This window comes from uncultured Arthrobacter sp. (genome assembly GCF_964021775.1).
Lineage (GTDB): Bacteria > Actinomycetota > Actinomycetes > Actinomycetales > Micrococcaceae > Arthrobacter.
On sequence record NZ_CAXHZI010000002.1, the window covers coordinates 245790 to 271822 of the forward strand.

Below are 26033 nucleotides of genomic sequence, written 5' to 3' on the forward strand. Positions count from 1 at the left end.
CCTACCGAGGAGGCCCACGTGTCCATCAGCGCTGAGAACACGACCCACGAATCAGTGGCTGCAGCCCACACCGCTCCGGAGCCCACGCCCGAAGAGGCTGCCCAGCTGCAGGAGCTGTACCGCGACTTTGACCGCGAGAACCTGATCCCGCTCTGGACCGAGATCGCGGACCTGATGCCGATGGTCCCCAGCCCGAAGGCGGTCCCCCACGTCTGGCGGTGGAGCGACCTGTACCCGCTGGCCGCCCGCGCCGGCGACCTGGTCCCGGTGGGCCGCGGCGGTGAACGCCGCGCCATCGCGCTGGCGAACCCGGGCCTGGCAGGCACCCCGTACGCCACCCCCACGCTGTGGGCAGCCATTCAGTACCTCGGTGCCCGGGAGACCGCCCCGGAGCACCGCCACTCGCAGAACGCGTTCCGCTTCGTCGTCGAGGGCGAAGGCGTCTGGACCGTCGTCAACGGTGACCCGGTCCGGATGTCGCGCGGCGACTTCCTGCTGACCCCGGGCTGGAACTTTCACGGCCACCACAACGACACCGATGAGCCGATGGCCTGGATCGACGGCCTGGACATCCCGTTCGTGCAGTACGCTGACGCCGGCTTCTTCGAGTTCGGCACCGAACGCGTCACGGACGAGGCCACCCCGGACATCTCCCGCTCCGAGCGGCTCTGGGCCCACCCGGGCCTGCGCCCGCTCTCCGGACTGGACGACACGACCAGCTCCCCCATCGCCGCCTACCGCTGGGAATACACAGACCGCGCGCTGCGCGAGCAGCTGCTGCTCGAGGACGAGGGCCACCCCGCCACCGTCTCCCAGGGCCACGCCGCCGTCCGCTTCACCAACCCCACCACCGGCGGGGACGTCATGCCCACCATCCGGGCCGAATTCCACCGCCTCCGCGCCGGCGCCACCACCGAAACCCTGCACGAAGTGGGCTCGAGCGTCTGGCAGGTCTTCGAAGGATCCGGCTCCGTGGTCCTCAACGGAGAAACCCGGATCCTCGCGAAGGGCGACCTGTTCGTTGTCCCGTCCTGGGCGGCGTGGTCGCTGCAGGCGGACACCGAATTTGATCTCTTCCGCTTCAGCGATGCCCCCATTTTCGAACGACTGAACTTCAACCGCACCTACACCGAAGGACGCAAGAACGCATGAGACTCCTCACCCTCCGCACCGAAAACGGCACCGGCACTTCCACCGTGGCTGTGCGCCAGGACGGCGACACCCTGACCGAGATAGACGGCTTCGCCAACGTCGGCGAGCTGCTCCGCTCCGCTGACTGGGAAGCGATCGCGCAGAACGCGGCCGGCGCCACCCACCCGCTCGAGGGCGCCGACCTCGACGCCGTCGTCCCCTCCCCCGGCAAGATCATCTGCGTGGGCCACAACTACCGCAACCACATCAAGGAAATGGGCCGGGAAGTCCCCGAGTTCCCCACCCTGTTCGCCAAGTACGCCGAATCCCTGATCGGGCCCAACGATGACCTCGCCCTCCCGCAGGAATCCGACGCCGTCGACTGGGAAGCCGAGCTCGCCGTCGTGATCGGCAAGGCCGGCCGCCGGATCAGGGAAGCCGACGCGAAAGACCACATCGCCGGCTACGCCGTGCTGAACGACGTCTCCATGCGCGACTACCAGTTCCGCACCATCCAGTGGCTGCAGGGCAAGACCTGGGAAAAGTCCACCCCGTTCGGCCCCGCCCTGGTCACCACGGACGAATTCAGCGCCGGCCCGCTGATGACCTCCGAGGTCGACGGCGAGGTTCAGCAGCAGACCCCCACCGGCGACCTGGTCTTCGCGCCGGAGTTCCTGGTCTCCTACATCTCCACCATCATCACGCTGAACCCCGGCGACGTCATTGCCACCGGCACCCCCGGCGGCGTGGGCCACGCCCAGGACCCGAAGCGCTACCTGCAGGAGGGCCAGCTCCTGGTCACCACCATCGAGGGCTTGGGGCAGCTGAAGAACCGCGTGGTCAAGGAAGCCTGATGGTTGCCCGCCACGACCAGACGCGCGACCCGGAGCTGCTGGCAGCTTTGCTGCAGGCGCGCCGGGGCACGGCGTTCTTCGCCCGCAAGCTCAACGAGCTCTCCGACGCGGAGCTCGACGGCGACTCGCTGCTGCCGGGCTGGACCCGCCGCCACATCACGGCGCACATCGGCTACAACGCCCGGGCCATCGCCCGGCTCATCGAGTGGGCGGCCACCGGGGTGGAAACCCCGATGTATCCCTCCACGGACGTCCGGGACCACGAGATCGCTTTCGGCGCCACGCTGAGCCCGATCGCTCTGCGGCACCTGTTCGACCACTCGGCCGTGCACCTTAATGTCGAATGGCGGGACCTGCCCGAGGACGCCTGGCACCACACGGTGCGCACCATCCAGGGCCGGGAAGTCCCCGCCACGGAAACGGTCTGGATGCGCAGCCGGGAAGTCTGGATGCACGCCGTGGACCTGGACAACGGGGCCGTCTTCCGGGACATTCCCGTTCCTGTCCTGGAGCGGCTGCTCAACGACATCACCGGCGCCTGGAAGACCCGCGGCACCGACAAGGACCTGGTGCTCAAGGTCACCGACCGCGATCTCACCCTCGGCGACACCGCGGCGGCGTCCCCCACGGTGGTCTCCGGACCGCTGCCCGCCGTCGTCGAATGGTCCGCCGGCCGCGGCACCAGCGGCGTCACGGCAGTGGGACCCCGTACAACGAATGGGACGGTTCCTGCCGCGCCCAAGTGGATCTGAGGCTAGCTAAACGATCGACCCAGCGTGAGGCCCCTTCGCCTGAACAATTCAGGCGAAGGAGCCTCCCGCTTTCGTGCCTGGTTGCCTCCGTCCGGGGGCACTTTGAGGGTGATGTTCGACGACGGTTCCCTGGCCGACGGCGTGTCCGCGCCGAAGTGCCCCCGGACCGCAGCGCCGGCTACATGGGAGTCATCATGGGCCGCCGAGCGGCGCTTGGCCGCCGCTGTGCAGAGGCCGGTTCAGCCCTCGTCGCAGAGCAGGTGGTACCAATTGTCGGCCAGGACCTCAAGGGCGTGTTCCCGGTTGGGTTCAAACTTGCGCCGCGTCCAGAGGGTGGCCACGTAGTCCAGGGACGTGAAGGCGAGGGTTCCCCGGATGTGGTGCGTCTCCTCCGAGAAGCGTCCGGCCAGCTGCATTCCGCGGACCAGATCCGAGATGACCTCCTCATGCCACTGCTCGACCATGGTGCGGACCTCACGGTCCACGGCGGCGGCCTCATCGAGGACGTCAAGGTAGGGCCGGAAGACCGGCCAGAGCGCCGCCCGGGACTCCAGCCAGGCGAGTATGCCAGACAGTTCACCTGCCCGCACCACATCAACAAGGTCGGGCGCAGTGGAACCGCTCTCCGGGCCGTCGGCACGGTCCAGTACCGCGTTTACCCGCGCCATGAAGTCCCGCATCAAGTCGGCGCGGGAGGGGTAGTAGGCGTAGAAGGTCACCCGGGTGGTGCCGGCCGCGGCGGCGATCTCGTCGATGGTGGTGGGGGCGTAGCCCTTCTCGGTGAAGAGCTCAAGCGCGCGCTCCACAATCATGTCGCGGGTGAGCTTCTTCTGGGCTTCTCGCAACGACGACATGGATCAATCCTAACGGTGCCGTGCGGCGTCAAACCGGGGCCGGCGCCGCCGGGCGCGGCGCGACCGCTCCGGCGCCGGCCGGACCCGCGGCAGGGACGCCCGTCGGACCGGCGTCGGCCAGCAGGCGCAGTTTGGGGACCGGGATCCGGTAGTTGACCGCGACTGCGGTCCCGGAACCGTCCGGGTTGGCCCAGCGCAGCAGCGCCGACCCGTCCTCCGTGCCCGGTTCGTTGTAGTCGGGGTCGCCTGCCACCGGGGTAAAGCCGACGGCTTTGAGCGCCAGCCCGAAGCCTTCCGTCCAGAAGTACGGCTGGAACTTGAATACGGGTGCGGAGTCGCCCTGCAGCAGGCCGACGGCGGCCACCTTGGCCTGGTCGATCGCACTCGTCCACAGCGGAACCCGCTGCACACCGCGAGCGGTGGGGAAAAACGCCACGTCGCCGGCGGCCACGATCTCCGGCCGCAGCCGGCCGCGCGAGTCGACACGCAGCGACCCGTCGCTGAGGAGGCCTGAGCCGGCCAGCCAGCGGATGTTCGGCTCATCGCCGACGGCGGTGACCACAAGATCCGCCTCCAGCACGGTCCCGTCGGCCAGGGCCACTGTGGCCCCGCCGCCGTGATCGCCCAGGCTCGCCTTTCCGCCTACCACCACCCGGAGCCCGCGCCGGATCGCGGCGCTGGTAAACATGTCGGCCAGGTAGCCGCCCAGCTGCCGCGACAAGGGCTTGGCGTCGGCGACGAGGGTGACCTCGCAGCCCTGGTACAGGCAACCGGACGCGACCTCCATGCCGAGCGGCCCTCCCCCGATCACGATGACCGAGGGACGGGACGCGACGCGCTCCTTGAGGCGGACCGCGTCCTCGATGGTGCGCAGGGTGATCTCTTGGGACTCGCCGTCCAGGCCCGTTCCTGCTGCTCCGGGCCCGGCGGCGAGCCGCCTGGCCCGGGAACCGGAGGCGATGACGAGGCCGTCATACGGCAGCTCGCCGCCACCGTCCAGGTAAACCAGCCGGGCGTCGACGTCCAGGCCCGCGGCGCTCACGCCGAGCATCTCGGTTGCTTCATGGGACGGCGCCGGAAGCTCGTGCGCGCGGAGCGCGTCACCGCTCCTGCCGTCGGAACCGCCCCCATCAACACCGTGCAGCAGCGCCTTGGACAGGGCGGGGCGGCTGTAGGGATGGTGGCGCTCGGCGCCCACGACAGTGAGCTCACCGTCGAAGCCGGCGGCGCGGAGCGAGTCGCAGGCCGTGAGCCCGGCGATGCCGTTGCCGACGACCACTATCCTGCGCATCATCAGGCGGCGGCCAAGCGCAGCGCGGCCACCGGGCAGACCCGGACAGCCGCCTTGGCGGCGTCGAGGTCGGCCCCGTCCACCTCAGGGACATCGATCACCAGCTCGCCGTCGTCGTCGAGGTGCATCAGCTTCGGGGCGGCTTCCTCGCAGAGGCCGTGTCCTTCACAGCGCGGCCGGTCCAGTTCGATCCTCATGCTGCCACCACCTTTTCGACCTGAAGCAGGTCGAGGCTGCGGGTGATATTGCTCGGCTCACGAACTTCGTCGGAGACCGTCAATGTTTTCACCCTCCGGGCAAGTGCCTCGATGATCGCGTGTGCTTCAAGTTTCGCCAGCCCTTGGCCGGCGCAGCCGTGCGGGCCGTAGCCGAAGGAGAGGTGGTCCACCGGGTTGCGGGCCACGTCGAAGACATCGGGATTCCCGTAGTGCCCGGGGTCCCGGTTGCCGGCGCCAAAGAGGATGCCTACCTGGGCGCCGGCGGGAATGGTGACGCCGTCGATTTCCACGTCGCGGGTCGCCTTGCGGCCCCAGATGTGGACCGGCGCCCAGTAGCGCAGCACCTCGGCGAACGCTGCCGGGACCAGTTCCGGATTCTGCCGGACCAGCTCGAACTGTTCGGGGTGGTGGCCGAACAACGCAACAATGTTGCCGATCGACGCGATGGTCGTGTCGACACCCGCTCCCAGGTACTGGTGGATGATGTGCCCCGCAGAACCCTGCGGGATGTCCCCGCGCGTCTCGGCGTCGAAGATTCCGCGGCCGATTGACCCGGGCGTGAGGTCCTCGGCGGTAACCGAGGAGCACCAGCCGTAGAGCTCGCCGGCAATCGGGAAGCTCTCTTGCGTGCGCTGGTTCAGCGGGCCGATGACCTGCATCGCGGCCTGGCCCCAGCGCAGCATGTTGTCCTTGACGTGGCCCCTGAAGCCGATCAGGTCGGCGACGATTTCGATCGGGAAGGCCCGGGCCAGTGCATCGATGGCTTCGAAGTTGCCGCTGTTGGCGAGTTCGGCGACGAGTTTGTCCGCCTTCTCGTCGATGACGACTTTCAGGCCGCGGAGGGCGCGGGGGGTGAGGTTCTGGGACAGCGTGGCCCGCAGCTGGGTGTGGACGGGCGGGTCCGAGGCAAGCGAGGTGCCCTGCAGCGCCTCGTTCACCATGGGGTTGAAGCCGATGCTGCTGGACGAAAAGGTTTCCGGATCGCCGAGTGCGTCGCGGATGGCGTCGTAGCGGGTCAGGACGTACAGCTCGTTCTTGGGCAGGTGGACCACTGCTCCCTGCTCACGGAGGGAGGCGTAGGTGGGGTATGGGTCGACCAGGATGTCGTCGTCCCAGATGTCGATGTCGGATTCGATGGGTGCAGTCACGGTGTTCTCCCAGTGAGGTGTTGGTTGGTAGGGAAGGCCAGGGGCGTGCGGTCTTACACCGCTGCCTCGGCGCTGGCCTCGGCGTTGGCTTCGGTGGTCTCCGCGACCGCGTCCGGCGTGGGCGCCGAGGAACGAGCGGAGATGAAAAGGGTCAGGAGGGCGGAAAGGGCCGCCGCGATGCCTGCGACGAGGTACACAGCCTGGAACCCCTGACCGAGGGACGTCCCGGCCACGCCCTGGATCTGCTGCTGCGCGGAGCCGAGGGCTTTGACCATGCCGTCGACGGCCTGGGCGGGTGCGCCGGACGCCGCTGCCTGGCCGGAGAACTGCGCGATCACGCCGTCCCAGCCGGAGAGGAAGCCGAGCGGCGGCACGTTCGAGAGCCCGGCTACGGCGTCAGCGGGCAGCCCGGCGCCGCCGAGGATGCCCGCGAGGGGTCCGGCGAAGACGCTGGCTCCGACGCCGAACGCGATGGCGGAGCCGATCACGGGGCCCAGGGCGAAACCAAGGTCGCGCAGCAGGTTGGTGGTGGCGGAGGCCATGCCGATGTGCTGCGGCTGGACGGTGTTGATGGCGACGGCGGTGATGGAGCCGACCGTGAGAGCGAAGCCGATGCCGAGCAGCAGCAGCGGCGTAATGAACGCCGTCCACGGCGTTCCGCCGAAGGCCTCCGGCGTGCCCAGTGCGAACGTCGAGAGCCAGAAGGCGGAAACGGCCATAAAGCCGAAGCCGGCAGTGAGCACCCAGCGCGGGGCCACGTGGTGGATCAGCCAGCCCACCACCGGGATGAATGCGAAGGCCGGTCCCTGGATGAAGACGAACAACACGCCGACCTTCCAGGCTTCGGCGAGGGCGAGTCCGCCGACGGCGACGCTGGTGCTGAAGCAGACTGCGAGGAAGGCGAACATGCCGGTGACCGCAACAATGCCGGTGATGGAGTAGGCGCTGTTGCGGAACAGGGACAGGTGGATCAGCGGCTGGCTGGTGCGCAGTTCGATGACGACGAAGGCAACCAGGAGGAGCCCGCCGAGCACGTAGCTAAAGATCACCTCGGCGCTGCCGAAGCCGGCGTCGACGGCCTGCACGGTGGCGAAAAGGACAGCGATCAGGCCGAGCGCGAGCGTCACCTGGCCGGGCAGGTCCAGCTTGCGGCCCTCGGCGGCTGCGGAATCCTTTGCCCGGACCGCAATGATGAGGACCGCGACGGCGATCGCGGCGGCGACGTAGTAGGCAACGCGCCAGCCGCTAAAGGCGTTGGGCGCGCCTGCCCCGGCACCCGGAACGGTGAACGCCGCAGCCGTCAGGCCTGCCAGCGTTGGAGAGATGACCGCACCAAGCGAGAGGAACCCGGCCCAGGTGGCGATGACTTTCGCCCGCGCGCGGTGGTCCGGGGTGATGGCCGCGATCATGGACAGCGAAATCGGGAACAGAATGCCGGCTCCGATGCCGCCGACCGCCTGCGCCGCGATCATCATTTCGGTGGTGGACGCCAGTGCTGCGAGGACCGAGCCGACGACGCTGACCACGGCGCCGGCGTACAGCAGCTTCTTGCGGCCGAACATGTCGCCCAGGAGCCCCCAGCTGAGCTCAAACACCACGATGCCCATCATGAACATGCCGGCGATCCAGGTCAGCCCGGCGCCGGAGGTGCGGAATTCCACGGCGAAGGTGCCGTTGAGGGCGCCCGGCAGGGCGTTGGTGATCTGGGCCAGGGTGACCGCACTGTAGGCGGCGACGAACGTGGCCCGTACCGAGCCGCGGCTCGCTACCAAAGTGGTTTGACTCATCGATGAAACTCCTTTGTTTCCGGTCGATACACCGGCGCTACGCCGGGACTGGCGTTCTGCCGGGAGGGAGGCCGGCCTGGGCCGGAAGTAGATGTGGCGCTCCCCACATCTTGGAGCCTTGCTTTACATGATGTCAAGACGTCTTACGCAACGTTGGTTACATGAACAAGGCGAACATATACGCGCCGGATGTTTCCTTGACACAATGTAAAGCGTTATGTGATGCTGGCTACACCGCAACGGAGCGACGGCGTGGCCAGACTCCGCGGCGCTCCTGGATACAGCACCCGAACTTCAAGGGAGAAGCCACGTGAGTTACCCCACACCCCCCGGCACCGGCGCCGCCTTTGACGCCTCCGCCGGACCCACCGTCAACACGGTCCTGGGCCCCGTCCCCGCTTCCGACCTGGGCGTTGTCGCGGTCCATGAGTCCCTGTTGTCGGTACTCCCCGGCGCCCAGTACGCCCCGGACATCTCCATGGACCGGGCCGAAATCTTTGAGACCCTGGCCGGCAAGCTCACCGACTTCCGGGCCCACGGCGGCGGCACCATCGTCGACAGCACCGGCATGTTCCACGGCCGCGACCTCAAGCTGTACGAGGCGCTGTCCCGCTCCACCGGCGTCCACATCGTCGCCTCCACCGGGCTGGGCCCGGAGGAAGAACTCGGCGGATATTTCCTGACCCCGCAGACCAACCCGCCCACCCCGTGGCCTGCCGAAAAGTTCAGCGAACTCTTCGGCAAGGAAGTCAGCGAAGGGATGGTGGTCCCCCGCGTCGAACGCCGCGCCGCCGCCGGCGTCGTTGCCACCATGGCGGACCGCGCGGGCATGACCCCCACCGAGGAAAGCCTGTTCCGCGGCTCCGCCCGCGCCGCAAAGAACACCGGCATCGCGGTGTCCCTGCGCTTCGGCGCCGACGCCCTGCACGACCTGGACATTGTCCTGGACGAGCAGCTCGAGGCCGACCGGGTGCTCGTCGGTGACCTGGACCGCAGTGACGCAAAGGGTGCCGCCGTCGAGGTCGCCGGCCGCGGAGCCTTCGTCGGCCTCGACCACGTCGGCCTCAACGACCACCCGGACTACCTCTCAGACCACCAGCGCGCCGAACTGGTCCTCGAGCTCGTCAGGGCCGGCCATGCGGACAAGATCATCCTTTCGGGCAACTCGATCGGCGTGGCAAAGGGCCTGCCGGAGTACAACCTGCCGTACAGCCACGTGCTGACCACGTTCGTGCCGTTCCTCAAGTCCCGCGGCCTGAGCGAAGCCGACGCCCGGCGGATCCTCGTGGACAACCCGCACCAGCTGCTGACCGTGCGCTAAGCACGCGTCCGCTCACAGACAACAACCTTTCGAACCCCTGAGGTGAACGCATGACCAAGGTCAACACAGTGCTGGGAACCATCCCGGCCGAAGAACTGGAAATCGTGGCCGTCCACGAACACATCGGCTACGGCATGCCCGGCTCCGAACTGGACACCAAGTGGTGGAAGTCGCCGGAACAGGCCTACGAGGAAACCGTGCCGAAGCTGCGGAAGTTCCGCGAATACGGCGGCGGCACCTTCGTGGACGCCACGGGCATCTGCAACGGCCGCGACGTCGACTACTACCAGTCCCTGTCGCAGAAGACGGGTGTGCACATTGTCGCCTGCACCGGCTTCGTCGGCGGCGACACCGCCCTGCCGCATTTCTCCCGCGCCAGCGTGGACTACCTCGCCAAGGTCTTCATCCATGAGATCACCGTCGGCATCGGCAACACCGGCGCCAAGGCCGGAGTCATCAAGGTCGGCGTCAGCCGCGGCGGCCGCATGACGGACCTGGACAAGCGCATCTACCGGGCCGCGGCCCGCGCCGCCGTCGTCACCGGAGCGCCGATCCTGACCCACCTGGCCATTGACCCCGAACCTGCCGTGACCATCTTCAACGAAGAGGGCCTGCCGCTGGACCGGGTGCTGTTCGGCCACGCCGACGACGGCCTGAACGCTCCGATCACTCCGCACGACTGGATCTACCAGCAGGGCGGCCGGATCGGCTTCGACACCTTCGGCTACGACCTGGAACTGCCGGACCCGCCGTTTTGGGGCCGCAAGCGCGCCGAACGCATGCAGCACTTCGTCAACCTCGTGGAGAAGGGGTACGCGGACAAGCTCCTGGTTTCGGCGGACGCCAACTGCAGCCCGCTGGGCTGGCCAGGCGTGAAGGGCCACACCATCAACTACATCTTCGAGGACATGATCCCCGACATGCGGGCGGCCGGCATCGACGACGCCACGCTCAAGCTCCTGCTCGAGGACAACCCGGCCGACTTCCTGTCCCTGCACGCCTGAGCCACACACAGGCCACCACACCATACCCGTTCCAGCAGGCATGGCCCGGGCCACGAAAAAGCTTTAGAAAGAGATGAAACCATGAAGGCTGAAGACATCACGAACCTCAAGATCGCCATCATCGGCGCAGGCTACGGCGGCGCCGCCGCGGCCAAGGCGCTGAGCCTGCTCGGCGCAGACGTCACGGTCTACGAGCAGGCTCCCCAGATGGGAGAAGTTGGCGCCGGCATCGGCCTGCGCCCCGCCACGATGGCCCGGTTCCGCCAGTGGGGGATCTTCGACACGGTCGCCAAAGTGAGCTCGGCAAGCGACTACTTCGAAATCCTCAGCGCCACCGGCGAACCGATCATGAAGGACAGCTGGCCGGAGTTCGGCGACGAGAAGCACACCTACCTCATCCACCGCTGCGACTTCGTCGAGGCCCTGCTCGGCGTGCTTCCCGAGGGCATGGTGCAGCTCGGCCACCGGCTGGAGACCATCGAGGACAAGGGCGGCCGCTCCGTCCTGACCTTTGCCAACGGCAAGAGCGTCGAAGCCGACCTGGTGGTCGGTGCAGACGGCATCAAGTCCGCCGTCCGCGAGCAGCTCTTTTCCGACAAGGGCCCGGTGTTCTCCGGCGAGCACGCCTACCGGGTGGTGATCTCCGCCGACGACGCCCACGGCATGGTGACCGACGACAACCTGCGGATGTACATCGGCAAGGGCACCAAGGTCTACCTGCTGCCGCTGCGCCACCGCAACCAGATGTCCTTCGACATCACAGCCCTGAACCCGGACGGCACCTGGGCACCCACCATCACCAAAGAAGACCTCCTAAAGACGGTGGAAGGCTTCGACGAGCGGATCGTGGCGATTGCCCGCGGCCTGGACATGGACACCGTCAACATCCGCGCGGTCTACGACATCGACCCGGTGGACACCTGGCACACCGACTCCGTGGTCCTGATGGGCGACGCGGCCCACTCCATGCTGCACCACCAGGGCCAAGGCGCGAACTCGGCCATCGAGGACGCCGGAGCGCTGGCCGACGCACTGGCCCAGGCCGGCTCGGTCAAGGAGGCGCTGGCCCTGTTCCAGGCGACCCGCAAGCCGGTGACCGATGAACTGCAGCGGATCTCCCGCCAGGGCTGGAGCGAGGAAGAGGTCAACGACGTCTTTCCCGGCCAGAAACCCGCGTCGCAGCAGCCCGCCACCGCGGCAGCACCGGCAAAGGCCTGAACGCCATGACCATTCATCCCGAAATTGCCAAAATCCTCAGCACCCTGCCGGCACCCGACGGTTCGCCCCTGGACCCCCGCGCCATGCGCGCCGGCGAGGCCGCGCAGGTCCCGCGGATCGAAGACCGGCTGCCGCTGCGCAACGTCGAGGACACGACGGCGGTGACGGAGTCGGGCGAGGTGCCCGTCCGGATCTACACGCCGGCGGAGGCGGACGCCTACGGCATCCTGGTCTACTTCCACGGCGGCGCGTTCTTCCTGGGCAGCCTGGACACGCACGACCACGTCGCACGGTCCCTGGCCAAGGAATCCGGCTACAAGGTCATCTCGGTCGGCTACCGGCTGGCCCCCGAGGCCGCGTTCCCGGCCGGGCTCCAGGACTGCTACGGCGTCGTCCGGTGGGCGGCCGGGCAGGGCGAAAGCCTCAACTGGGACGGGAAGAACCTCGCCATCGCGGGCGACAGCTCGGGCGGCAACTTCGTCGCCGCCGTCGCGGCGATGGCCCACGACGACGGGTTCGGCGCCATCACACACCAGGTCCTGTTCTACCCGTCGCTGGACCTGGACTTCGACGTCGACCGTTACGCGTCGCTGCGGGAGAACGCCGAAGGCTACGGGCTGGAAACGGCCGGCCTCAAACCGTTCAACGCGTTTTACCTCGACAGCGGCGCGGACCCGGCGGACCCGCTGGTCTCCCCCATCAAACGCCGGGATCTCGCGGGCCTGCCGGCTGCTCTGGTCATCACCGCCGAACACGATCCGCTGCGCGACGAGGGCGAGCTCTACGGCCGGCGCCTGAGGGAGGCCGGGGTGGACGCGGCAGTGAGCCGCTACGCGGGGGCCAACCACGGCTTCGTCCAGAACTTTTCCTGGATCCCGGAGTTCTACGGGGTCTTCGAAGAGACCGCCGCCTTCCTGCGCGGGACCCGGAGATCGGACGGGAGCCGGGGCGTGGCGGGGGCACAGCGCAATGACTGAACCGGTTGCCGTCCATCCCCTGGTCTCCCCATGGGGGCGGTTCGGTCTCTACAGCTTTTACATCGACGCCCCGGAGCCGGCGATCGTGGACACGGGAATCGCGTCATCGCCCGCCGACGGCATGGTGCCGGCCCTTGCGGCGATCGGTCGCCGGATCGAGGACGTCCGCTGGATCCTGCTGACCCACGGACATATCGACCACATCGGCGGCGCGCACGCCCTGTGGGAGCTCACCGGGCGGCGGGCCCGGGTGGTCATCCACGAGGCCGACGCCCCGTTCCTGCGCTCGCGCCGCACCCACGTGGACGAATACCTGTCCGGACGGGGGCAGTACCTGCACGACCCGGACGGCGAGGCGAAGCTGACGGCGGCCACGAACGCCGTGATTTCGGGCGAGCTGGAGCCGGACCTGCTGGTGCGGGGCGGGGAGACCCTTTCCCTTGGCGGCGACGTCACGGTCTCGGTCCACTCGATTCCGGGCCACACCCGCGGCTCGGTCGCCTATGTCCTTGACGGCCAAAACGACGTGTTCGTCGGGGACGCCGTCCAGGTCCACGGTGCCGCCAACGGATTCCCCGGCTTCGTGGACCCGGCCGGCTACCGCTCCAGCCTGCAGTACCTGAGCGAGGAAATCCGTCCGCGGCACCTCTATCTGGGGCATCCGTACCGCCGTGCGGACGGCACACCGTACGGCGTGGAGCTCGACGCCGGTCAGGCCCGCGAAGCGCTGGAGGGGAGCCTGGCCGTGGAGTCCCGGGTCCGGGAGGCGGCCTGCGGCTGCCTGGCTGCCGGACTCCAGGAGACGGACTCGCCCTACTCCCCGTTCGCCCGGGCAGCGGCGGACCTTGGGTACGCCGGGGATCCCGCTCTGGAGCCGTCCCCGTTCTTCACCACGCTGCACGGCTACCGCACGGCGTCGGACCATTCGACAGAAGATGAGGAGATCAGCACTCATGGATGACTTCCAGCTACTGAACGCCGGCGGCGAAAAAATCGCCGTCCGCAAGGACCTGCGGGTTCCCATGCGCGACGGCGTCGAGCTCGCCGCGGACGCTTATCAGGGTCCCGAGGACAAGCCGCGGCCCGCGCTGGTGGCTTTGAGCCCCTACGGCAAGGAACTGCAGGCCCTGGCCCTGACCACCCCGCCGCAGCGGCGCCCCAGCCCGATGTGGGACGGCTGCATCGAGGCCGGTGACATCGCCCGCATCGTCAAAGAGGACTACGTCCACGTCATCGGCGACCTGCGCGGCTCCGGGCACTCCGGCGGCGAACACATCGGCAACTACAACGCCGGCGGCGTGTCACTGGGCGAGGATGCCTATGACTTCATCGAATGGGTCGCCGCGCAGCCATGGTGCGACGGCAATGTCGGCATGGTGGGCATCTCCTACTTCGGGTCCATGCAGGTGCTGGCCGCGGCCGAGCGGCCGCCGCACCTGAAGGCGATCTTCGTCTCCGGCGGACACTACGATTTCTACGAGACCACGTACCACGGCGGCATCATGTGGTTCATGCCGCGCGCCGCCCGCGAGGGCCGCGGCGGCGATTCGGGCTGGGCGTTCACCGACAACGTCAAGTCCCGCATGGTCGAGAAGTACTCCCCCGCGGAGCTCAAAGATCTTGTCGCCAAGCGCCTTGAGGATCCCGACGTCGCCGCCTGGCCCAACCTCGTCCACGTGCTGCACTACCCGAAGAACCACGAAACCTGGTTCGACATCGTCATGAACGAACTGGACGGCGACTGGTACGAGGAGCGCAACCCCATCACGCTCGCCCCGAACATCGACATCCCGGTCTGGCTGCAGATTGACCAGGGCCGCGGCTGGACCATGGACGGCACGATCGAGCTGTTCAAGGAGCTGAAGGGGCCCAAGAAGCTGGACATCGGCCCCTACCCTCCAATGCAGTCGCGGCCCTTCATCGAGGAACACGACAAGATGTTCCGGTGGTACGACTACTGGATCAAGGGCATCGACAACGGTGTCATGGACGAGCCGGCCGTGAGCGTCTTCGTGGAAGGTTCGCGCGAGCTGGTGACCGCTGATCAGTGGCCGCCCAAAGACGTCGAGTACAAGCCGCTCTACCTGCGCCCGCGGCGCAAGCTGTCGGCCGAGCCTGAAACGATGGGGTCCGAATACGCCGCGCCGGATGGCTTTTACCAGGCGCCGCTGACCGTGACGGACAAGGTGGAGATCCTCAGCTGGTCCACCCCGCCCTTCGAGGAGGACACCGAAATGATCGGCACCGGCGCCGCGCACATCTTCGCGGAGATTGACCAGCCGGACACCAACTTCATCCTGCGGCTCTGGGACTACGCGCCCAACGGCAAGCGCCAGCTCATCACGAGCGGGTACCTCAAGGCCTCACACCGCGAGCTCGACGAACGCAGCACCGAGGGCAGCCCGGTCCACCCGCACACCCGCTCCGTTCCGGTGGAACCCGGGGTGATTGAGGAATACGTGTTGCGTCTCTACCCGTTCGCCAACACGTTCAAGCCCGGCCACACCCTCACCGTGGAGCTCTCCAATGATGAGCCGCTGGCCGACGAGCACAACGCACTGCTGCCGCCGGACGCGTTCCACCTGCCGGTGGGCCGGCCCGTCACGCACAAGATCTACCGCGACGCGGCCCACCCGTCCCGGCTGGTCCTGCCGTTCACCACACGCCAGCCGGCGGCGGGCTGAGCCTCCCCGCGGCCGTCTGGTGCTTCCTGCTTGCATACTCGGCGAACTACTCGGCGAGCAGGAAGCACCAGTTCTCCACCATCAGCTCCAGCGAGGCATCCCGGTCCACGGTCCAGCCCAGCCGCATCCAGCGCCGGGAAAAGAACTCCAACTCCCCGAAGGCCAGGGCGCACCGCACCCGGCGGCTGGCGGGGTCAAACCGTCCGGCACGGTCAAGGCCGGCCACCATGTCATCGATCGCCGTGTCGAACCACTGATCCAGGGCCGCTTGGATGTCCGGTTCGCTGGCCGCGGCCTGGTGTGCCGCCACCACGTAGGGGCGGATCTCGGCCCACTGGTCAAATTTGCGGGCGAGCCAGGCGCGGATCAGCTCGCGGTCCCCGGATTCCACCACCGACTGCAACGGCGGGACGTCGCCCTGCGTCAGCATCTCGTTGGTCCGCTCGACGAGGGACCGCATGAGCCGGGCCTTTGACGGGAAGTGCGAGTAGAAGGTGGCCCGGGTGGTGCCGACGGCCGCGGCGATGTCGTCCACCGTGGTGGCGGCATACCCTTTTTCCTCGAAGAGCTCCAAGCCCTTTTCCAGCAACAGCCGGCGGGTCAGCTCCTTCTGCGCTTCTCGAATGCTTGCCACTCCCCCAGATTAGTGCCATCAGGCTTCCCCGCCGGCGCGCTCCCGCCCGGCTGTGGCCGGCTGCGGGCGGCTTCCGGCGCGCTCCCGCCCGGTTTTAGGCGGAAACTACGACGCCGGGCCGGTGACACGCCGGGCTGTTCCGCGCGTCGGGGCTAAGAACCGGGCAGGAGCGCGCGGGGATGCGGCTCCCGGCCCGGATCCGGCACCGGCGGCTGTGCTAGATTTCGGCCCATGACCTCGCAACCGCCCAGCCACCATGCCGACGCGCCCGCCGCGGCCGCGATCGGCCTCTTGGCGCGGCACGGCTTTGACGCAACGTCCGTGGACGACCTAGCGGACGCGGCCGGCATGAGCCGCAGCACCTTCTTTCGGAAGTTCGGCTCCAAGGAGGACGTGGTTTTCGCCGACCACGAGCGGATCCTGCGGCAGGTGACCGACAGCCTGGCGGAAACGATGCAGGAACCGCTGGCCGCGATCGTGGACGCTGCGCTGCTGGTGTTCAGCCACCACCTGCGGAACCCGGAGACGTCCCGCGCGCGCTACGAGCTGATGCAGGCCGTGCCGGCGCTCCGCGACCGCGAACTGGTTACCTCCCACCGGTACGAGAGGGCCTTCCTGCAGCACCTGCTGGAAACGCTGCCCGACGTCGAACACCGCGAATACCAGGCCGTGTCCTTCGCCGCGGCGGTGGTCGCCGTCCACAATGCCTTCCTCCGCCGCTGGCTCCGCACACCAGCCGGCAGCTCTGAGGAAACCGGGGACCGGGGCAGATCCACGGCGCTCGCCGACGAACTGCGCGCCCTCTCCGATATCTTCCGGCCGGCGCTACTCGGGACTGCCGCTGTGCCGACGGCCCCCGCCGTGGTGGTGACCGTCCTGACGGCGGGGGCGGACCGGGAGGCCGTGGTCCAGGCCGTCCGCGACGCGCTGCCCTGACCGGGGCCGCGCACACCGGACACCGGCGCCTCTGACACCCAGTTTCTTGACGTGGGACTAAGTTTCACTGCATCCTTAGTCGATGTGGCCTAAGCCACAGCATGCGGGCGGAGAACCCGCCGCCAAGACAGAGGACCAACACATGACGACGACGTCGCCCGGTACCGGGCTTAGCGCCCCCGGCGCCGCCGCCCATTTTCCGGCCGGAACAATGGAACCCGCCTATGTCCTGACCGAGGCCCTGGGCACCGACCCGGCCTCCGTATTCGCCGGCATCAGTGACGAGGACCGCAGCTACTGGGACCGCGCCCGGCGCTTCGTCCAGGACGAGGTCCTTCCCGTGATCGACGGCTACTGGGAACGCGCCGACTACCCCGTGCACCTGCTGCGGCGCCTCGGTGAGCTGGACCTGCTGCGGGACGGCGTTCCGGTGGACGGCTTCGCCCCGATGAGCAGGATGGCAGCCGGCCTGGTGAACATGGAAATCAGCCGCGGCGACGGGTCCGTGGCAACCATGATCGCGGTCCAGGGCGGACTGGCCCTGCGTTCCATCGCGGAGTGCGGGTCTGCCGCACAGCAGGAGCAGTGGCTCCCCGCGGTCGCCGCCGGCAAGGAGTTCGCCGCGTTCGCGTTGACGGAGCCCACGCACGGCTCGGACTCGGTGGCCCTCGAATCCACGGCCACCGGCACGGACGGCGGCTTCCTGCTCAACGGCGAGAAGAAGTGGATCGGCAACGGCTCGGTCGGCGGCGTCAGCGTGGTGTGGGCCCGGGGCGAGGACGGCCAGGTGCACGGTTACCTGGTACCGCAGGACTCCCCCGGCTACGCCGCGACGAAAATTGAGGGCAAACTGGCCCTGCGCGCCATCTGGCAGGCCCACATCCGGCTGGAGAACGTCTTTGTCCCGCAGCACAACGTGCTGCCGGGGGCCCGGTCCTTCAAGGACACCGCCCGGGTGCTGCTGGCCACCAGGCTGGGAGTCGCCTGGTCCGCCGTCGGCCACGCCACCGCCTGCTATGAGACCGCGGTCCAGTACGCCAAGCAGCGCCAGCAGTTCGGCCGGCCGCTGGCCGCCTCCCAGATTGTGCAGGAGAGACTGGCGCGGATGCTCAGCGAACTGGCAACCATGCAGCTGATGGTCGTCCAGATGACCCGTCTCGATGAGCAAGGCTCGCTCACCCCGGAGCAAGCCTCGCTCGCCAAGTACACCTGCACCCGCACCGCCCGCGAAATTGCCTCCAACGCCCGGGACCTCCTCGGCGGCAACGGCATCCTGCTGGCAAACCGCGTCGCCCGGCACCTTGCCGACATCGAGGCCATCCACACCTACGAGGGCACCGAAACGATGCAGGCCCTCATCATCGGGCGCGGGATCACCGGCACCTCCGCCTTCGCCTGACCTGCGCCAAACCTGTCCACCCGAAAGGACTCCCGTGAACCAGAACGTGAACCAGAACGCCAACATCCCCGTCATCCTGGGCGGCGCCCGGACCCCCTTCGGCCGCTTCCGCGGCGGCCTGACACCCTTCTCCTCCAGCGAGCTGGGCGCCCACGCCATCAGGGCCGCCCTGGAACGGTCCGGCGTCGGCCCCGAACAGATCGAAGCTGTCATCGTCGGCCAGGTCATCCAGGCCGGCGCCGGCCAGGGCCCCGCGCGCCAGGCCAGCCTGGCTGCCGGGATCGGTTGGGACGTGCCCACCGTCACGATCAACAAGCTCTGCCTGTCCGGGCTCACGGCCGTGATCGACGCGGCCCGGATGATCCGCGCCGGCGAAGCCGACTTCATCGTCGCGGCCGGCCAGGAATCCATGACCAACGCCCCGCACCTGGTGCCCGGGCTCCGCGCAGGCGTTGTCATCGGTGACGCACCCATGCTCGACTCCCTGAACCACGACGGGCTGCAGGATCCGGTCAGCGGCCAGTTGATGGGCGAGGCCACGGACGCGGGCAACGCCGGGCGCGGCATCACCCGGGCCGAGCAGGACGCCGTCGCGGCCCGGTCCCACCAGCGCGCCGAAGCGGCACGCGCCGCCGGCATCTACGCCGAGGAAATCGCCCCGATCGAGGTCCCCCAGCGCAAGGGGGCCGCCCTGACGCTCACCGATGACGAGGGGATCCGCCCGGAGACCACCGCCGAATCCCTGGCCCAGCTGCGCCCGGCCTTCTCCAAGGATGCAGCGGCCACCATTACCGCCGGGTCTTCCTCCCCGCTCTCCGACGGCGCGGCGGCCCTGGTGATCGCCAGCAAGGCGGCTGCGGAGGCTGCCGGGCTGGAGTGGATCGCCGAAATCGGCGCCCACGGCCAGACCGCGGGGCCGGACGGATCCCTGCATTCCCAACCCTCGCGCGCCGTTGAACTCGCCCTCAAGCGCGAGGGCCTCTCCGTGCAGGACCTCGACCTGGTCGAGATCAACGAAGCCTTTGCCTCCGTGCTCATCCAGTCCGCCAAAGACCTGGGCATCGACCCCGAAGACGTCAACGCCGACGGCGGCGCGATCGCCCTCGGCCACCCGGTGGGCGCCTCGGGCGCACGCCTGGTCCTGCACCAGGCGCTTGCCCTCAGACGCCGCGGCGGCGGCACCGGCGTCGTCGCCCTCTGCGGCGGCGGCGGCCAGGGCGACGCGCTGATCCTCAAAGCATGACCATCCCAACGAAGAAGCAGGCCATGAACACCACCAATCCCGAAGAAGGTTTCGGCACCATTTCCGTCGCGGCCATCCTGGCCGAATCCGCCCGCAGGAGTCCGGACAGCATCGCGCTGATCGTCGGTGCGGACGAAACCAGCTACGGCGAACTCTGGCGCAGCACCCTCGCCTACGCCGGGGCGCTCCGGGCACGCGGCATCGGGCCCGGAGACGCGGTCGCGGTCCTGATTCCCAACGTCCCGGACTTCGCGCGGGTCTATTACGCCATCCTGTCACTGGGAGCCATCGTGGTTCCGGTGCACGCCCTGCTCAAGGCGCGCGAAATCGAATACGTCCTCCAGGACAGCGGCGCCAGGATGCTGATCTGCGCCGCCGCACTGCTGAAGGAGGGAGCCGCCGGCGCCGCCGCCACCGGCGTCGAAGTCCTCACGGTGATGGCGCCCGACGACGGGCTGCCGCGGCTCGAAGCCGAGGCGGCCGCGGCGGAACCCATCCGCAGCTACGTGCCCTGCCGGCCGTCGGACACCGCCACGATCCTGTACACCTCCGGCACCACCGGTAAGCCCAAGGGCGCCCTCGGCACACATTTCGCGCTGGTGGAGCAGACGTCCGTGCTGCTGACGAGCGTTATGGACTTCAAACAGGGCGACGTCCTCTTCGGCGGCCTGCCGCTCTTCCACACCTTCGGCCAGACCGTCGTCCTCAACGCCGGACTCCGTGCCGGCGCAACGATCGTGATGATGCCCCGGTTCAGCGGCGAGGGAGCGCTTGAGCTGATGACCCGGCACAACGTCAACATCTTCGTCGGGGTGCCGACCATGTATGTGGCATTGCTGGAAGCGGCCAAGACCGGCGCCGCACTGCCGACGGCGCTCCGCTACGGAATTTCCGGCGGGGCGTCCCTCCCCTTGGCTGTGATGGACAAGTTCCGCGACGTGTTCGGGATCGACATCCACGAAGGCTACGGCCTCACCGAGACGTCCCCCGTCGCCGCGTTCAACCACGTCGGCACGCCGCCACGGCCCGGCACCATCGGCGTCCCGATCTGGGGCGTCGACATCGAAATCGCCCGCGCCGAGACGGTTGAAAGCATCGAACTGCTGCCGGCCGGGGAACTCGGCGAGCTGGTCATCCGCGGACACCTGCTGATGAAGGGCTACCTCAACCGGCCGGAGGCGACGGCAGAAGCGATCGTCGACGGCTGGTTCCGCACCGGGGACCTTGGCACCAAGGACGAGGACGGGTACCTGCGGATCGTGGACCGCAAGAAGGACATGATCATCCGCAACGGCTACAACGTCTATCCTCGCGAGGTCGAGGAAATCCTGCTGACCCACCCGCAGGTAGTCAGCGCCGCCGTCTACGGCATCCCGCACGATGTCCACGGCCAGGAGATCGCGGCCGCGATCGTGCTCGACGCGGGATCCACCGCCACCGAGGCCGAGCTGATCGAGTTCGCGAGCGCCCAGCTTGCCGCGTACAAGTACCCGCGCGTGGTCAGGCTGCTCACGGAGCTCCCGCTCGGGCCCAGCGGGAAAATCCTCAAACGAAACCTGGCCACCGAGTCCGCCGGAGTTCAGTAGGGCCCGGCTGCGCGGGCCCGGCAGCGCCGGGCCCGCGCAGGCCGGGGCGGGGCCGGGGCCATCCGGCGACGGCGGTCCACACCCCGGCCCGCCCGGCATTGACCCGCATCGATAAACTGGCGGTGAGTGCCGCACCCACGCGGGGCAAGTCCCCGTCCCGGGCCGGCGTCGGCATCAACGAGCCAAGGGAGAACGCCAATGCCTGCTGTCCGGGTCTTCCAGTCGCGAGGCCGCCGCGGCTCCACGTACTGCTGCCGGGTTCCGGCGTGAAGTTTCTCCAGAACCCGCCCCGGTTCCTGTTCTTCACCGGCAAGGGCGGCGTGGGGAAGACGTCCATAGCGTGCGCAACCGCGCTGTCCCTGGCGAGGGCGGGCAGGAAGATCCTGCTGGTCAGCACCGACCCCGCCTCCAATGTGGGCCAGGTCTTCGGCGTCAGTATCGGGAACACCCTGACGGCCATCCCGGAGGTGCCGGACCTTTTCGCCCTCGAAATCGACCCGGAGCAGGCCGTCGAGGCCTACCGCGAGCGGATCCTCGCACCCGTCCGGGGAGTCCTGCCGGCGGCTGAACTGGCCGGCATCGCCGAAAGCCTCTCCGGTTCCTGCACCACGGAGATCGCCTCCTTCGACGAGTTCACCAAACTGCTCGCCGACGAAGGCTCCTACGGGGAGTATGACCACATCGTCTTCGACACCGCCCCGACCGGCCACACGCTGCGCCTGTTACAGCTGCCTGGCTCCTGGACCGACTTCCTGGCGGCCGGCAAGGGTGACCCGTCCTGCCTGGGCCCGCTGTCGGGGCTCGAGAAGCATAAGCAGGTGTATGCCAAGGCAGTCGAGGCCCTCACCGATCCGGCGAGGACCCGGCTCGTCCTGGTCAGCCGCGCGCAGACCTCGGCGCTGGCCGAGATCGAGCGGACCTATTTCGAACTCAACCAGCTCGGCATCGGCGGCGCTTACGTCGTGGTCAACGGCGTCCTGCCGGAAGCTGCCGGCGGCGAGGAGCTCGCGCGTGCGCTGCGCGCCCGGGAGGCCGCCGCCGTCGCCGCCATTCCGGCGGCGGTCGCCGGGCTGCCCCGCGATGTCCTGGAGCTAAAGCCGGGCAACATGGTCGGCATCCCGGCGCTGGAGACCCTGTTCGCGCGCACGTCCGACGCCGGCGGCGCGGCGGACGCGGGGCTGGTCCCCGCAGCCGACGACGCCGGGATCCAGGACGCTCCGCTGGGCGCGCTGGTGAACGAGATGGAATCCGGCGGCCACGGGCTCGTGCTGTGCATGGGCAAGGGCGGGGTCGGGAAAACGACTGTCGCCGCCGCGATCGCCGTCGCCCTGGCCAAGCGCGGCCACGCGGTGCACCTCACCACGACTGATCCCGCGGCGCACCTCACCGAGACGCTCCACGGTTCCGTGGACGGCCTGACCGTTTCCCGGATCGATCCGGAGGCCGCCATCCAGGAATACCGCAGCCACGTAATGGCGACCAAGGGCCGGAGTCTGGACGAGGAAGGACGCGCGGCGCTGGCCGAGGACCTGCTGTCCCCGTGCACCGACGAGGTGGCCGTGTTCCGGCAGTTCTCCCGGGTGGTGCAGGAGTCCCGCCGGCACTTCGTGGTGATTGACACGGCACCCACCGGCCACACGCTGCTGCTCCTGGATGCCACCGGTTCCTACCACCGCGAAATCGCCCGCCAGGTGGGCGACACCATGGGTTTCGTGACGCCGCTGATGCGACTCCAGGATCCGGCGCAGACCAAGGTTGTCCTGGTCACGCTGGCTGAGCCGACCCCGGTGCTCGAAGCGGAAGAACTGCAGGCCGACCTGGAGAGGGCCGGGATCCACCCGTGGGCCTGGGTGATCAACAACTCGATCGCCGCCGCGCACCCCCGGACGCCGTTCCTGCGGGCCCGCGCCGCGGGAGAACTGGAGCACATCACGAAGGTGCATGCCCTGGCGGACCGGGTTGCCCTCATTCCGCTGCTGCCCGAAGAGCCCATCGGCGAAGACAAGCTCACGGCACTGACGGCCCTCAGCTCCCAGCCGGCCTGACGCGGGCCCACGGAAAGGTGCTGCCCGGGCGGTGTGTGGTTACCCGCCCGGGCGCTGGGCCAGCAGCGCCTCGAGGTCCCGGGCGGTGGCATCCAGCCTGGCGATCGTGTCGCGCTGGATCCCCCGCAGGTATTCGGCGTCGGACTCCCCGTCCTGCACCCAGTTCTCGTCCCCCGGTGAGTCCATCATCTGGCGCGTGTTCGCGGTTGCGGTCCTGACGTTCTCCAGCATCGCCCGCAGCCGGTCCTCAGGTGCAGGGGTTTCGGCATTCATGGTGTCCTCCTTGCGTACGGCGGCAATAGTAGCTCCCAGGGCCTAGCCTTGCTGCCGGCGCACGGAGGGCACAAGACCTAAACGACCTGTGTACGCCGTTCGATCAGGACGGTGTCCCGCCATTGTCCGGCCGCTGGCCCGTGCGCCATCCGGGCGATTTTTTCCCGGTGTCCCACCACCCTGAAGCCGTGGGCGAGGTGGAGTCTCAGACTCGGCCCGTTCTCCGGAAAGACACTCGCCTGGATGGTCCAGATGCCGGCCTCTTCGGTCGCGGCAATCAGGGACCGGAGTAGGATAGCCCCGATCCGCCGGCCGCGCGCCGCCGCGGAAACATAAATGGAGTGTTCAACGACGCCGGCGTAGACCGGGCGGGCGGAGACGGCGGAGACAGCCGCCCAGCCGAGGATCCCGGCGTCGTGCCCCTCCGCCACGAGGCGGTGCGACGCCAGCCGCGTAGCGTCGAAACGTTGCCAGTCCGGCGCCTCGACCTCAAACGTGGCCTGCCCGGTGGCGATCCCCTCCTGGTAGATCCGCCGGACCTCGGGCCAGTCGGATTCCTGCATCGGCCGGACGGTGTATTCGGCGGTGGCGCCGGCCGCGGATTCAGCCGCGACGCCGGCCGCAGATTCGGCCGCGGTTCCCCCGCTCACAGCGACGCCAGGAGCCCGGCCGTCTGCTCGATCGCGCCGGGCACCAGCGAGTAGTACGCCCAGGTGCCGCGCTTTTCGCGGTGCAGCAGGCCTGCGTCAACCAGGATTTTGAGGTGGTGCGACACGGTGGGCTGGCCCAGGTCCAGCGGCTCGGTCAAATCGCAGACACAGGCTTCCCCGTCCCCGGCGCCCTTCACGATCGAGAGCAGCCGCAGCCTGTTCGGGTCGGACAGGGCCTTGAACACGAGCGCCTTGCGCTGGGCATCCTCGGCGCTGAGGACCGCCTGGCCGGCCGGCGCGCAGCAGGACGCGTCGAGAACCGGTTCGAGGGTTTCCAAAGAGTTCATGCCTCCATTATGCACATGGATTGACAATCATCGATATAGTTGGAACCATCTCATATCGACAAGCATCAATATTTTCCGAGCAGCTTCACCAGAGCAGCGCCAACGCAGCACAGGAGTCCCGTGAGTATCCAGACTGACCCGTCCCCCGGCCTTGAAAGCGACGCTGCCGTCGCCGGCAAGCTGTCCACCCTGGACCGCTTCCTGCCGGTCTGGATCGTCGCCGCCATGGCGGCCGGCCTGCTGCTGGGCAGTTTCATCCCGGGCCTGGACACCGCACTGGAGGCCGTCAAGGTCGGAGAAGTTTCGCTGCCGATCGCCGTCGGCCTGCTGGTCATGATGTACCCGGTGCTAGCCAAGGTCCGCTACGACCAGACGCACCGGGTGATCGGCGACCGCAGGCTGATGGTCACCTCCCTAGTGCTGAACTGGGTGCTGGCGCCGGCGTTTATGTTCGCCCTGGCCTGGATCTTCATCCCCGACCTGCCGGAGTACCGCACCGGCCTGATCATCGTGGGGCTGGCCCGGTGCATCGCCATGGTGATGATCTGGAACGACCTCGCCTGCGGCGACCGGGAAGCCGCCGCCGTGCTGGTCGCCATCAATTCCGTCTTCCAGGTCGTCGCGTTCGGTGCCCTCGGCTGGTTCTACCTGCAGCTGCTGCCGTCCTGGCTGGGCCTGCCGACTACCAGCGCGGACTTCTCCTTCTGGTCCATCACCGCGTCCGTGCTGGTGTTCCTGGGAATCCCGCTGCTGGCCGGTTTCCTCACCCGCACGCTCGGCGAAAAAGCCAAGGGACGCGACTGGTACGAAGCGAGGTTCCTCCCCCGGCTCGGCCCGTGGGGCCTCTACGGCCTGCTCTTCACCATCACGCTGCTCTTCGCCCTGCAGGGCGGCACCATCACCTCCCGGCCGCTGGACGTGGCCCGGATCGCGCTGCCGCTGCTGGTCTACTTCCTGGTCGTCTTCGGCGCCGCCATGCTGATCGGCAAGTGGCTGGACCTCGGCTACGCCAAGACCACCACCCTGGCGTTCACCGCCGCAGGCAACAACTTCGAACTCGCCATCGCCGTGGCGATCGGCACCTTCGGCGTCACCTCCGGGCAGGCCCTGGCCGGCGTCGTCGGCCCCTTGATCGAAGTCCCGGTCCTTGTTGGACTGGTTTACGTGGCCCTCTGGACCCGCAAACGCTACTTCGCCGCCAGCCCCCTTTTCCGCCTAACCCCCAGAAACTTCAGGAGAACACCATGAGCACCGAGACCGCCAAGAAGCCCTCCGTTTTGTTCGTCTGCGTCCACAACGCCGGCCGGTCCCAGATGGCCGCCGCCTTCCTGACCACCCTGGGCAAGGGTGAGATCGAGGTGCGCTCCGCCGGCTCCCAGCCCGCCGAGAAAGTCAACCCGGCCGCCGTCGAGGCCATGGCCGAGCTGGGCATCGACATGTCCGCCGAAATCCCCAAGGTCCTGACCACTGAAGCCGTCAAGGAGTCCGACGTCGTGATCACCATGGGCTGCGGCGACACCTGCCCGATCTTCCCCGGGAAGCGCTACGAGGACTGGGAACTTGAAGACCCGGCCGGCCAAGGCGTCGACGCCGTCCGTCCCATCCGCGACGAGATCAAGTCCCGCATCGAGGACCTCATCGCCTCCCTCGCCCCCGCCGCCAAGTAACCAGGACCAGGAGC

At 68.4% G+C, this 26033-nt stretch carries 25 protein-coding genes; 16 read left to right on the forward strand and 9 right to left on the reverse strand.

What is annotated here, in order from left to right:
- Positions 1-18: 18 nt before the first annotated feature.
- From ABIN76_RS03005 to ABIN76_RS03015, 3 genes are read left to right on the forward strand one after another with little or no spacing between them, the layout of a single operon-like run.
- On the forward strand, positions 19-1152 hold the full coding sequence (locus ABIN76_RS03005; protein WP_346958233.1) for a cupin domain-containing protein: 1134 nt from the start codon (positions 19-21) through the stop codon (positions 1150-1152).
- Positions 1149-1985 carry a fumarylacetoacetate hydrolase family protein gene (locus tag ABIN76_RS03010; protein ID WP_346958234.1) on the forward strand — a complete coding sequence of 279 codons (837 nt, stop codon included), beginning with the start codon at positions 1149-1151 and terminating at the stop codon, positions 1983-1985. The genes ABIN76_RS03005 and ABIN76_RS03010 overlap by 4 nt, the downstream gene beginning before the upstream one ends.
- On the forward strand, positions 1985-2737 hold the full coding sequence (locus ABIN76_RS03015) for a maleylpyruvate isomerase family mycothiol-dependent enzyme (RefSeq protein ID WP_346958235.1): 753 nt from the start codon (positions 1985-1987) through the stop codon (positions 2735-2737). The genes ABIN76_RS03010 and ABIN76_RS03015 overlap by 1 nt, the downstream gene beginning before the upstream one ends.
- Before the next feature lie 239 nt (positions 2738-2976).
- On the opposite strand, the gene ABIN76_RS03020 is transcribed toward ABIN76_RS03015, so the two are convergent.
- From ABIN76_RS03020 to ABIN76_RS03040, 5 genes are read right to left on the reverse strand one after another with little or no spacing between them, the layout of a single operon-like run.
- Entirely contained in the window at positions 2977-3591 is a 615-nt protein-coding gene (locus tag ABIN76_RS03020) for a TetR/AcrR family transcriptional regulator (protein ID WP_346958236.1), read from the reverse strand.
- Between the two features lie 28 nt (positions 3592-3619).
- Positions 3620-4885: an FAD-dependent oxidoreductase gene (locus tag ABIN76_RS03025; protein WP_346958237.1), complete on the reverse strand. Its 1266-nt coding sequence runs from the start codon at positions 4883-4885 to the stop codon at positions 3620-3622.
- Positions 4885-5079 carry a ferredoxin gene (locus tag ABIN76_RS03030; RefSeq protein WP_340534395.1) on the reverse strand — a complete coding sequence of 65 codons (195 nt, stop codon included), beginning with the start codon at positions 5077-5079 and terminating at the stop codon, positions 4885-4887. The genes ABIN76_RS03025 and ABIN76_RS03030 overlap by 1 nt, the downstream gene beginning before the upstream one ends.
- Positions 5076-6248 (reverse strand): cytochrome P450, encoded by a 1173-nt coding sequence (locus tag ABIN76_RS03035; RefSeq protein ID WP_346958238.1) that lies wholly within the window; start codon positions 6246-6248, stop codon positions 5076-5078. Before ABIN76_RS03035 ends, ABIN76_RS03030 begins: the two co-directional genes overlap by 4 nt.
- Before the next feature lie 53 nt (positions 6249-6301).
- The gene (locus ABIN76_RS03040; protein ID WP_346958239.1) at positions 6302-8035 is read right to left on the reverse strand and encodes an MFS transporter; all 1734 of its coding nucleotides are present in this window, start codon (positions 8033-8035) and stop codon (positions 6302-6304) included.
- A gap of 310 nt (positions 8036-8345) precedes the next feature.
- Here ABIN76_RS03040 and ABIN76_RS03045 point away from each other — a divergent pair, with 310 nt between their 5' ends.
- From ABIN76_RS03045 to ABIN76_RS03070, 6 genes are all read left to right on the forward strand, one after another.
- Positions 8346-9356 (forward strand): phosphotriesterase, encoded by a 1011-nt coding sequence (locus ABIN76_RS03045; RefSeq protein WP_346958240.1) that lies wholly within the window; start codon positions 8346-8348, stop codon positions 9354-9356.
- A 50-nt stretch (positions 9357-9406) separates the two neighbouring features.
- Positions 9407-10360 carry a phosphotriesterase gene (locus ABIN76_RS03050; RefSeq protein ID WP_346958241.1) on the forward strand — a complete coding sequence of 318 codons (954 nt, stop codon included), beginning with the start codon at positions 9407-9409 and terminating at the stop codon, positions 10358-10360.
- An 81-nt stretch (positions 10361-10441) separates the two neighbouring features.
- Positions 10442-11578: an NAD(P)/FAD-dependent oxidoreductase gene (locus tag ABIN76_RS03055; protein WP_346958242.1), complete on the forward strand. Its 1137-nt coding sequence runs from the start codon at positions 10442-10444 to the stop codon at positions 11576-11578.
- A 5-nt stretch (positions 11579-11583) separates the two neighbouring features.
- Entirely contained in the window at positions 11584-12555 is a 972-nt protein-coding gene (locus ABIN76_RS03060; protein ID WP_346958243.1) for an alpha/beta hydrolase, read from the forward strand.
- Positions 12548-13516, forward strand: a complete 969-nt coding sequence (locus tag ABIN76_RS03065) for an MBL fold metallo-hydrolase (RefSeq protein WP_346958244.1) — start codon at positions 12548-12550, stop codon at positions 13514-13516. Before ABIN76_RS03060 ends, ABIN76_RS03065 begins: the two co-directional genes overlap by 8 nt.
- Positions 13509-15239 carry a CocE/NonD family hydrolase gene (locus tag ABIN76_RS03070; protein WP_346958245.1) on the forward strand — a complete coding sequence of 577 codons (1731 nt, stop codon included), beginning with the start codon at positions 13509-13511 and terminating at the stop codon, positions 15237-15239. The genes ABIN76_RS03065 and ABIN76_RS03070 overlap by 8 nt, the downstream gene beginning before the upstream one ends.
- A gap of 46 nt (positions 15240-15285) precedes the next feature.
- Here ABIN76_RS03070 and ABIN76_RS03075 read toward each other — a convergent pair whose 3' ends face one another.
- Positions 15286-15873, reverse strand: coding sequence for a TetR/AcrR family transcriptional regulator (locus ABIN76_RS03075; protein ID WP_346958246.1), 588 nt, complete (start codon positions 15871-15873; stop codon positions 15286-15288).
- Positions 15874-16104: 231 nt separating this feature from the next.
- On the opposite strand from ABIN76_RS03075, the gene ABIN76_RS03080 reads away from it, so the two are divergent.
- The 5 genes from ABIN76_RS03080 (at position 16105) to arsA (ending at position 23082) form a co-directional block, all read left to right on the forward strand.
- Positions 16105-16809 (forward strand): TetR family transcriptional regulator, encoded by a 705-nt coding sequence (locus ABIN76_RS03080; RefSeq protein ID WP_346958247.1) that lies wholly within the window; start codon positions 16105-16107, stop codon positions 16807-16809.
- Between the two features lie 142 nt (positions 16810-16951).
- Positions 16952-18208, forward strand: a complete 1257-nt coding sequence (locus ABIN76_RS03085; protein WP_346958248.1) for an acyl-CoA dehydrogenase family protein — start codon at positions 16952-16954, stop codon at positions 18206-18208.
- A gap of 46 nt (positions 18209-18254) precedes the next feature.
- Positions 18255-19451, forward strand: a complete 1197-nt coding sequence (locus ABIN76_RS03090) for an acetyl-CoA C-acetyltransferase (protein WP_346958345.1) — start codon at positions 18255-18257, stop codon at positions 19449-19451.
- Positions 19452-19474: 23 nt separating this feature from the next.
- Complete coding sequence (locus ABIN76_RS03095) at positions 19475-21037, forward strand: long-chain fatty acid--CoA ligase (RefSeq protein ID WP_346958346.1); 1563 nt, start codon at positions 19475-19477, stop codon at positions 21035-21037.
- A gap of 266 nt (positions 21038-21303) precedes the next feature.
- Positions 21304-23082 carry an arsenical pump-driving ATPase gene (arsA, locus tag ABIN76_RS03100; protein WP_346958249.1) on the forward strand — a complete coding sequence of 593 codons (1779 nt, stop codon included), beginning with the start codon at positions 21304-21306 and terminating at the stop codon, positions 23080-23082.
- A 39-nt stretch (positions 23083-23121) separates the two neighbouring features.
- On the opposite strand, the gene ABIN76_RS03105 is transcribed toward arsA, so the two are convergent.
- From ABIN76_RS03105 to ABIN76_RS03115, 3 genes are all read right to left on the reverse strand, one after another.
- Positions 23122-23355: a hypothetical protein gene (locus ABIN76_RS03105; RefSeq protein WP_346958250.1), complete on the reverse strand. Its 234-nt coding sequence runs from the start codon at positions 23353-23355 to the stop codon at positions 23122-23124.
- A 77-nt stretch (positions 23356-23432) separates the two neighbouring features.
- Positions 23433-23918 (reverse strand): N-acetyltransferase family protein, encoded by a 486-nt coding sequence (locus ABIN76_RS03110; RefSeq protein ID WP_346958347.1) that lies wholly within the window; start codon positions 23916-23918, stop codon positions 23433-23435.
- 83 nt (positions 23919-24001) lie between these two features.
- Entirely contained in the window at positions 24002-24352 is a 351-nt protein-coding gene (locus ABIN76_RS03115) for a metalloregulator ArsR/SmtB family transcription factor (RefSeq protein ID WP_346958251.1), read from the reverse strand.
- 120 nt (positions 24353-24472) lie between these two features.
- Between ABIN76_RS03115 and arsB the strand changes: the two genes are divergently transcribed.
- Entirely contained in the window at positions 24473-25600 is a 1128-nt protein-coding gene (gene arsB, locus ABIN76_RS03120; protein ID WP_346958252.1) for an ACR3 family arsenite efflux transporter, read from the forward strand.
- On the forward strand, positions 25597-26019 hold the full coding sequence (locus tag ABIN76_RS03125) for an arsenate reductase ArsC (protein WP_346958253.1): 423 nt from the start codon (positions 25597-25599) through the stop codon (positions 26017-26019). The genes arsB and ABIN76_RS03125 overlap by 4 nt, the downstream gene beginning before the upstream one ends.
- Positions 26020-26033: the final 14 nt, after the last annotated feature.

Coding starts and splice junctions, on each gene's coding strand:
- ABIN76_RS03030 (WP_340534395.1), bottom strand. CDS start 5,079: ATGAGGATCGAACTGGACCGGCCGCGCTGTGAAGGACACGGCCTCTGC.
- ABIN76_RS03055 (WP_346958242.1), top strand. CDS start 10,442: ATGAAGGCTGAAGACATCACGAACCTCAAGATCGCCATCATCGGCGCA.
- ABIN76_RS03020 (WP_346958236.1), bottom strand. CDS start 3,591: ATGTCGTCGTTGCGAGAAGCCCAGAAGAAGCTCACCCGCGACATGATT.
- ABIN76_RS03095 (WP_346958346.1), top strand. CDS start 19,475: ATGAACACCACCAATCCCGAAGAAGGTTTCGGCACCATTTCCGTCGCG.
- ABIN76_RS03085 (WP_346958248.1), top strand. CDS start 16,952: ATGACGACGACGTCGCCCGGTACCGGGCTTAGCGCCCCCGGCGCCGCC.
- ABIN76_RS03015 (WP_346958235.1), top strand. CDS start 1,985: ATGGTTGCCCGCCACGACCAGACGCGCGACCCGGAGCTGCTGGCAGCT.
- ABIN76_RS03070 (WP_346958245.1), top strand. CDS start 13,509: ATGGATGACTTCCAGCTACTGAACGCCGGCGGCGAAAAAATCGCCGTC.
- ABIN76_RS03125 (WP_346958253.1), top strand. CDS start 25,597: ATGAGCACCGAGACCGCCAAGAAGCCCTCCGTTTTGTTCGTCTGCGTC.
- ABIN76_RS03050 (WP_346958241.1), top strand. CDS start 9,407: ATGACCAAGGTCAACACAGTGCTGGGAACCATCCCGGCCGAAGAACTG.
- ABIN76_RS03105 (WP_346958250.1), bottom strand. CDS start 23,355: ATGAATGCCGAAACCCCTGCACCTGAGGACCGGCTGCGGGCGATGCTG.
- ABIN76_RS03025 (WP_346958237.1), bottom strand. CDS start 4,885: ATGATGCGCAGGATAGTGGTCGTCGGCAACGGCATCGCCGGGCTCACG.
- ABIN76_RS03080 (WP_346958247.1), top strand. CDS start 16,105: ATGACCTCGCAACCGCCCAGCCACCATGCCGACGCGCCCGCCGCGGCC.
- ABIN76_RS03040 (WP_346958239.1), bottom strand. CDS start 8,035: ATGAGTCAAACCACTTTGGTAGCGAGCCGCGGCTCGGTACGGGCCACG.
- ABIN76_RS03060 (WP_346958243.1), top strand. CDS start 11,584: ATGACCATTCATCCCGAAATTGCCAAAATCCTCAGCACCCTGCCGGCA.
- ABIN76_RS03010 (WP_346958234.1), top strand. CDS start 1,149: ATGAGACTCCTCACCCTCCGCACCGAAAACGGCACCGGCACTTCCACC.
- ABIN76_RS03065 (WP_346958244.1), top strand. CDS start 12,548: ATGACTGAACCGGTTGCCGTCCATCCCCTGGTCTCCCCATGGGGGCGG.
- ABIN76_RS03110 (WP_346958347.1), bottom strand. CDS start 23,918: ATGCAGGAATCCGACTGGCCCGAGGTCCGGCGGATCTACCAGGAGGGG.
- ABIN76_RS03115 (WP_346958251.1), bottom strand. CDS start 24,352: ATGAACTCTTTGGAAACCCTCGAACCGGTTCTCGACGCGTCCTGCTGC.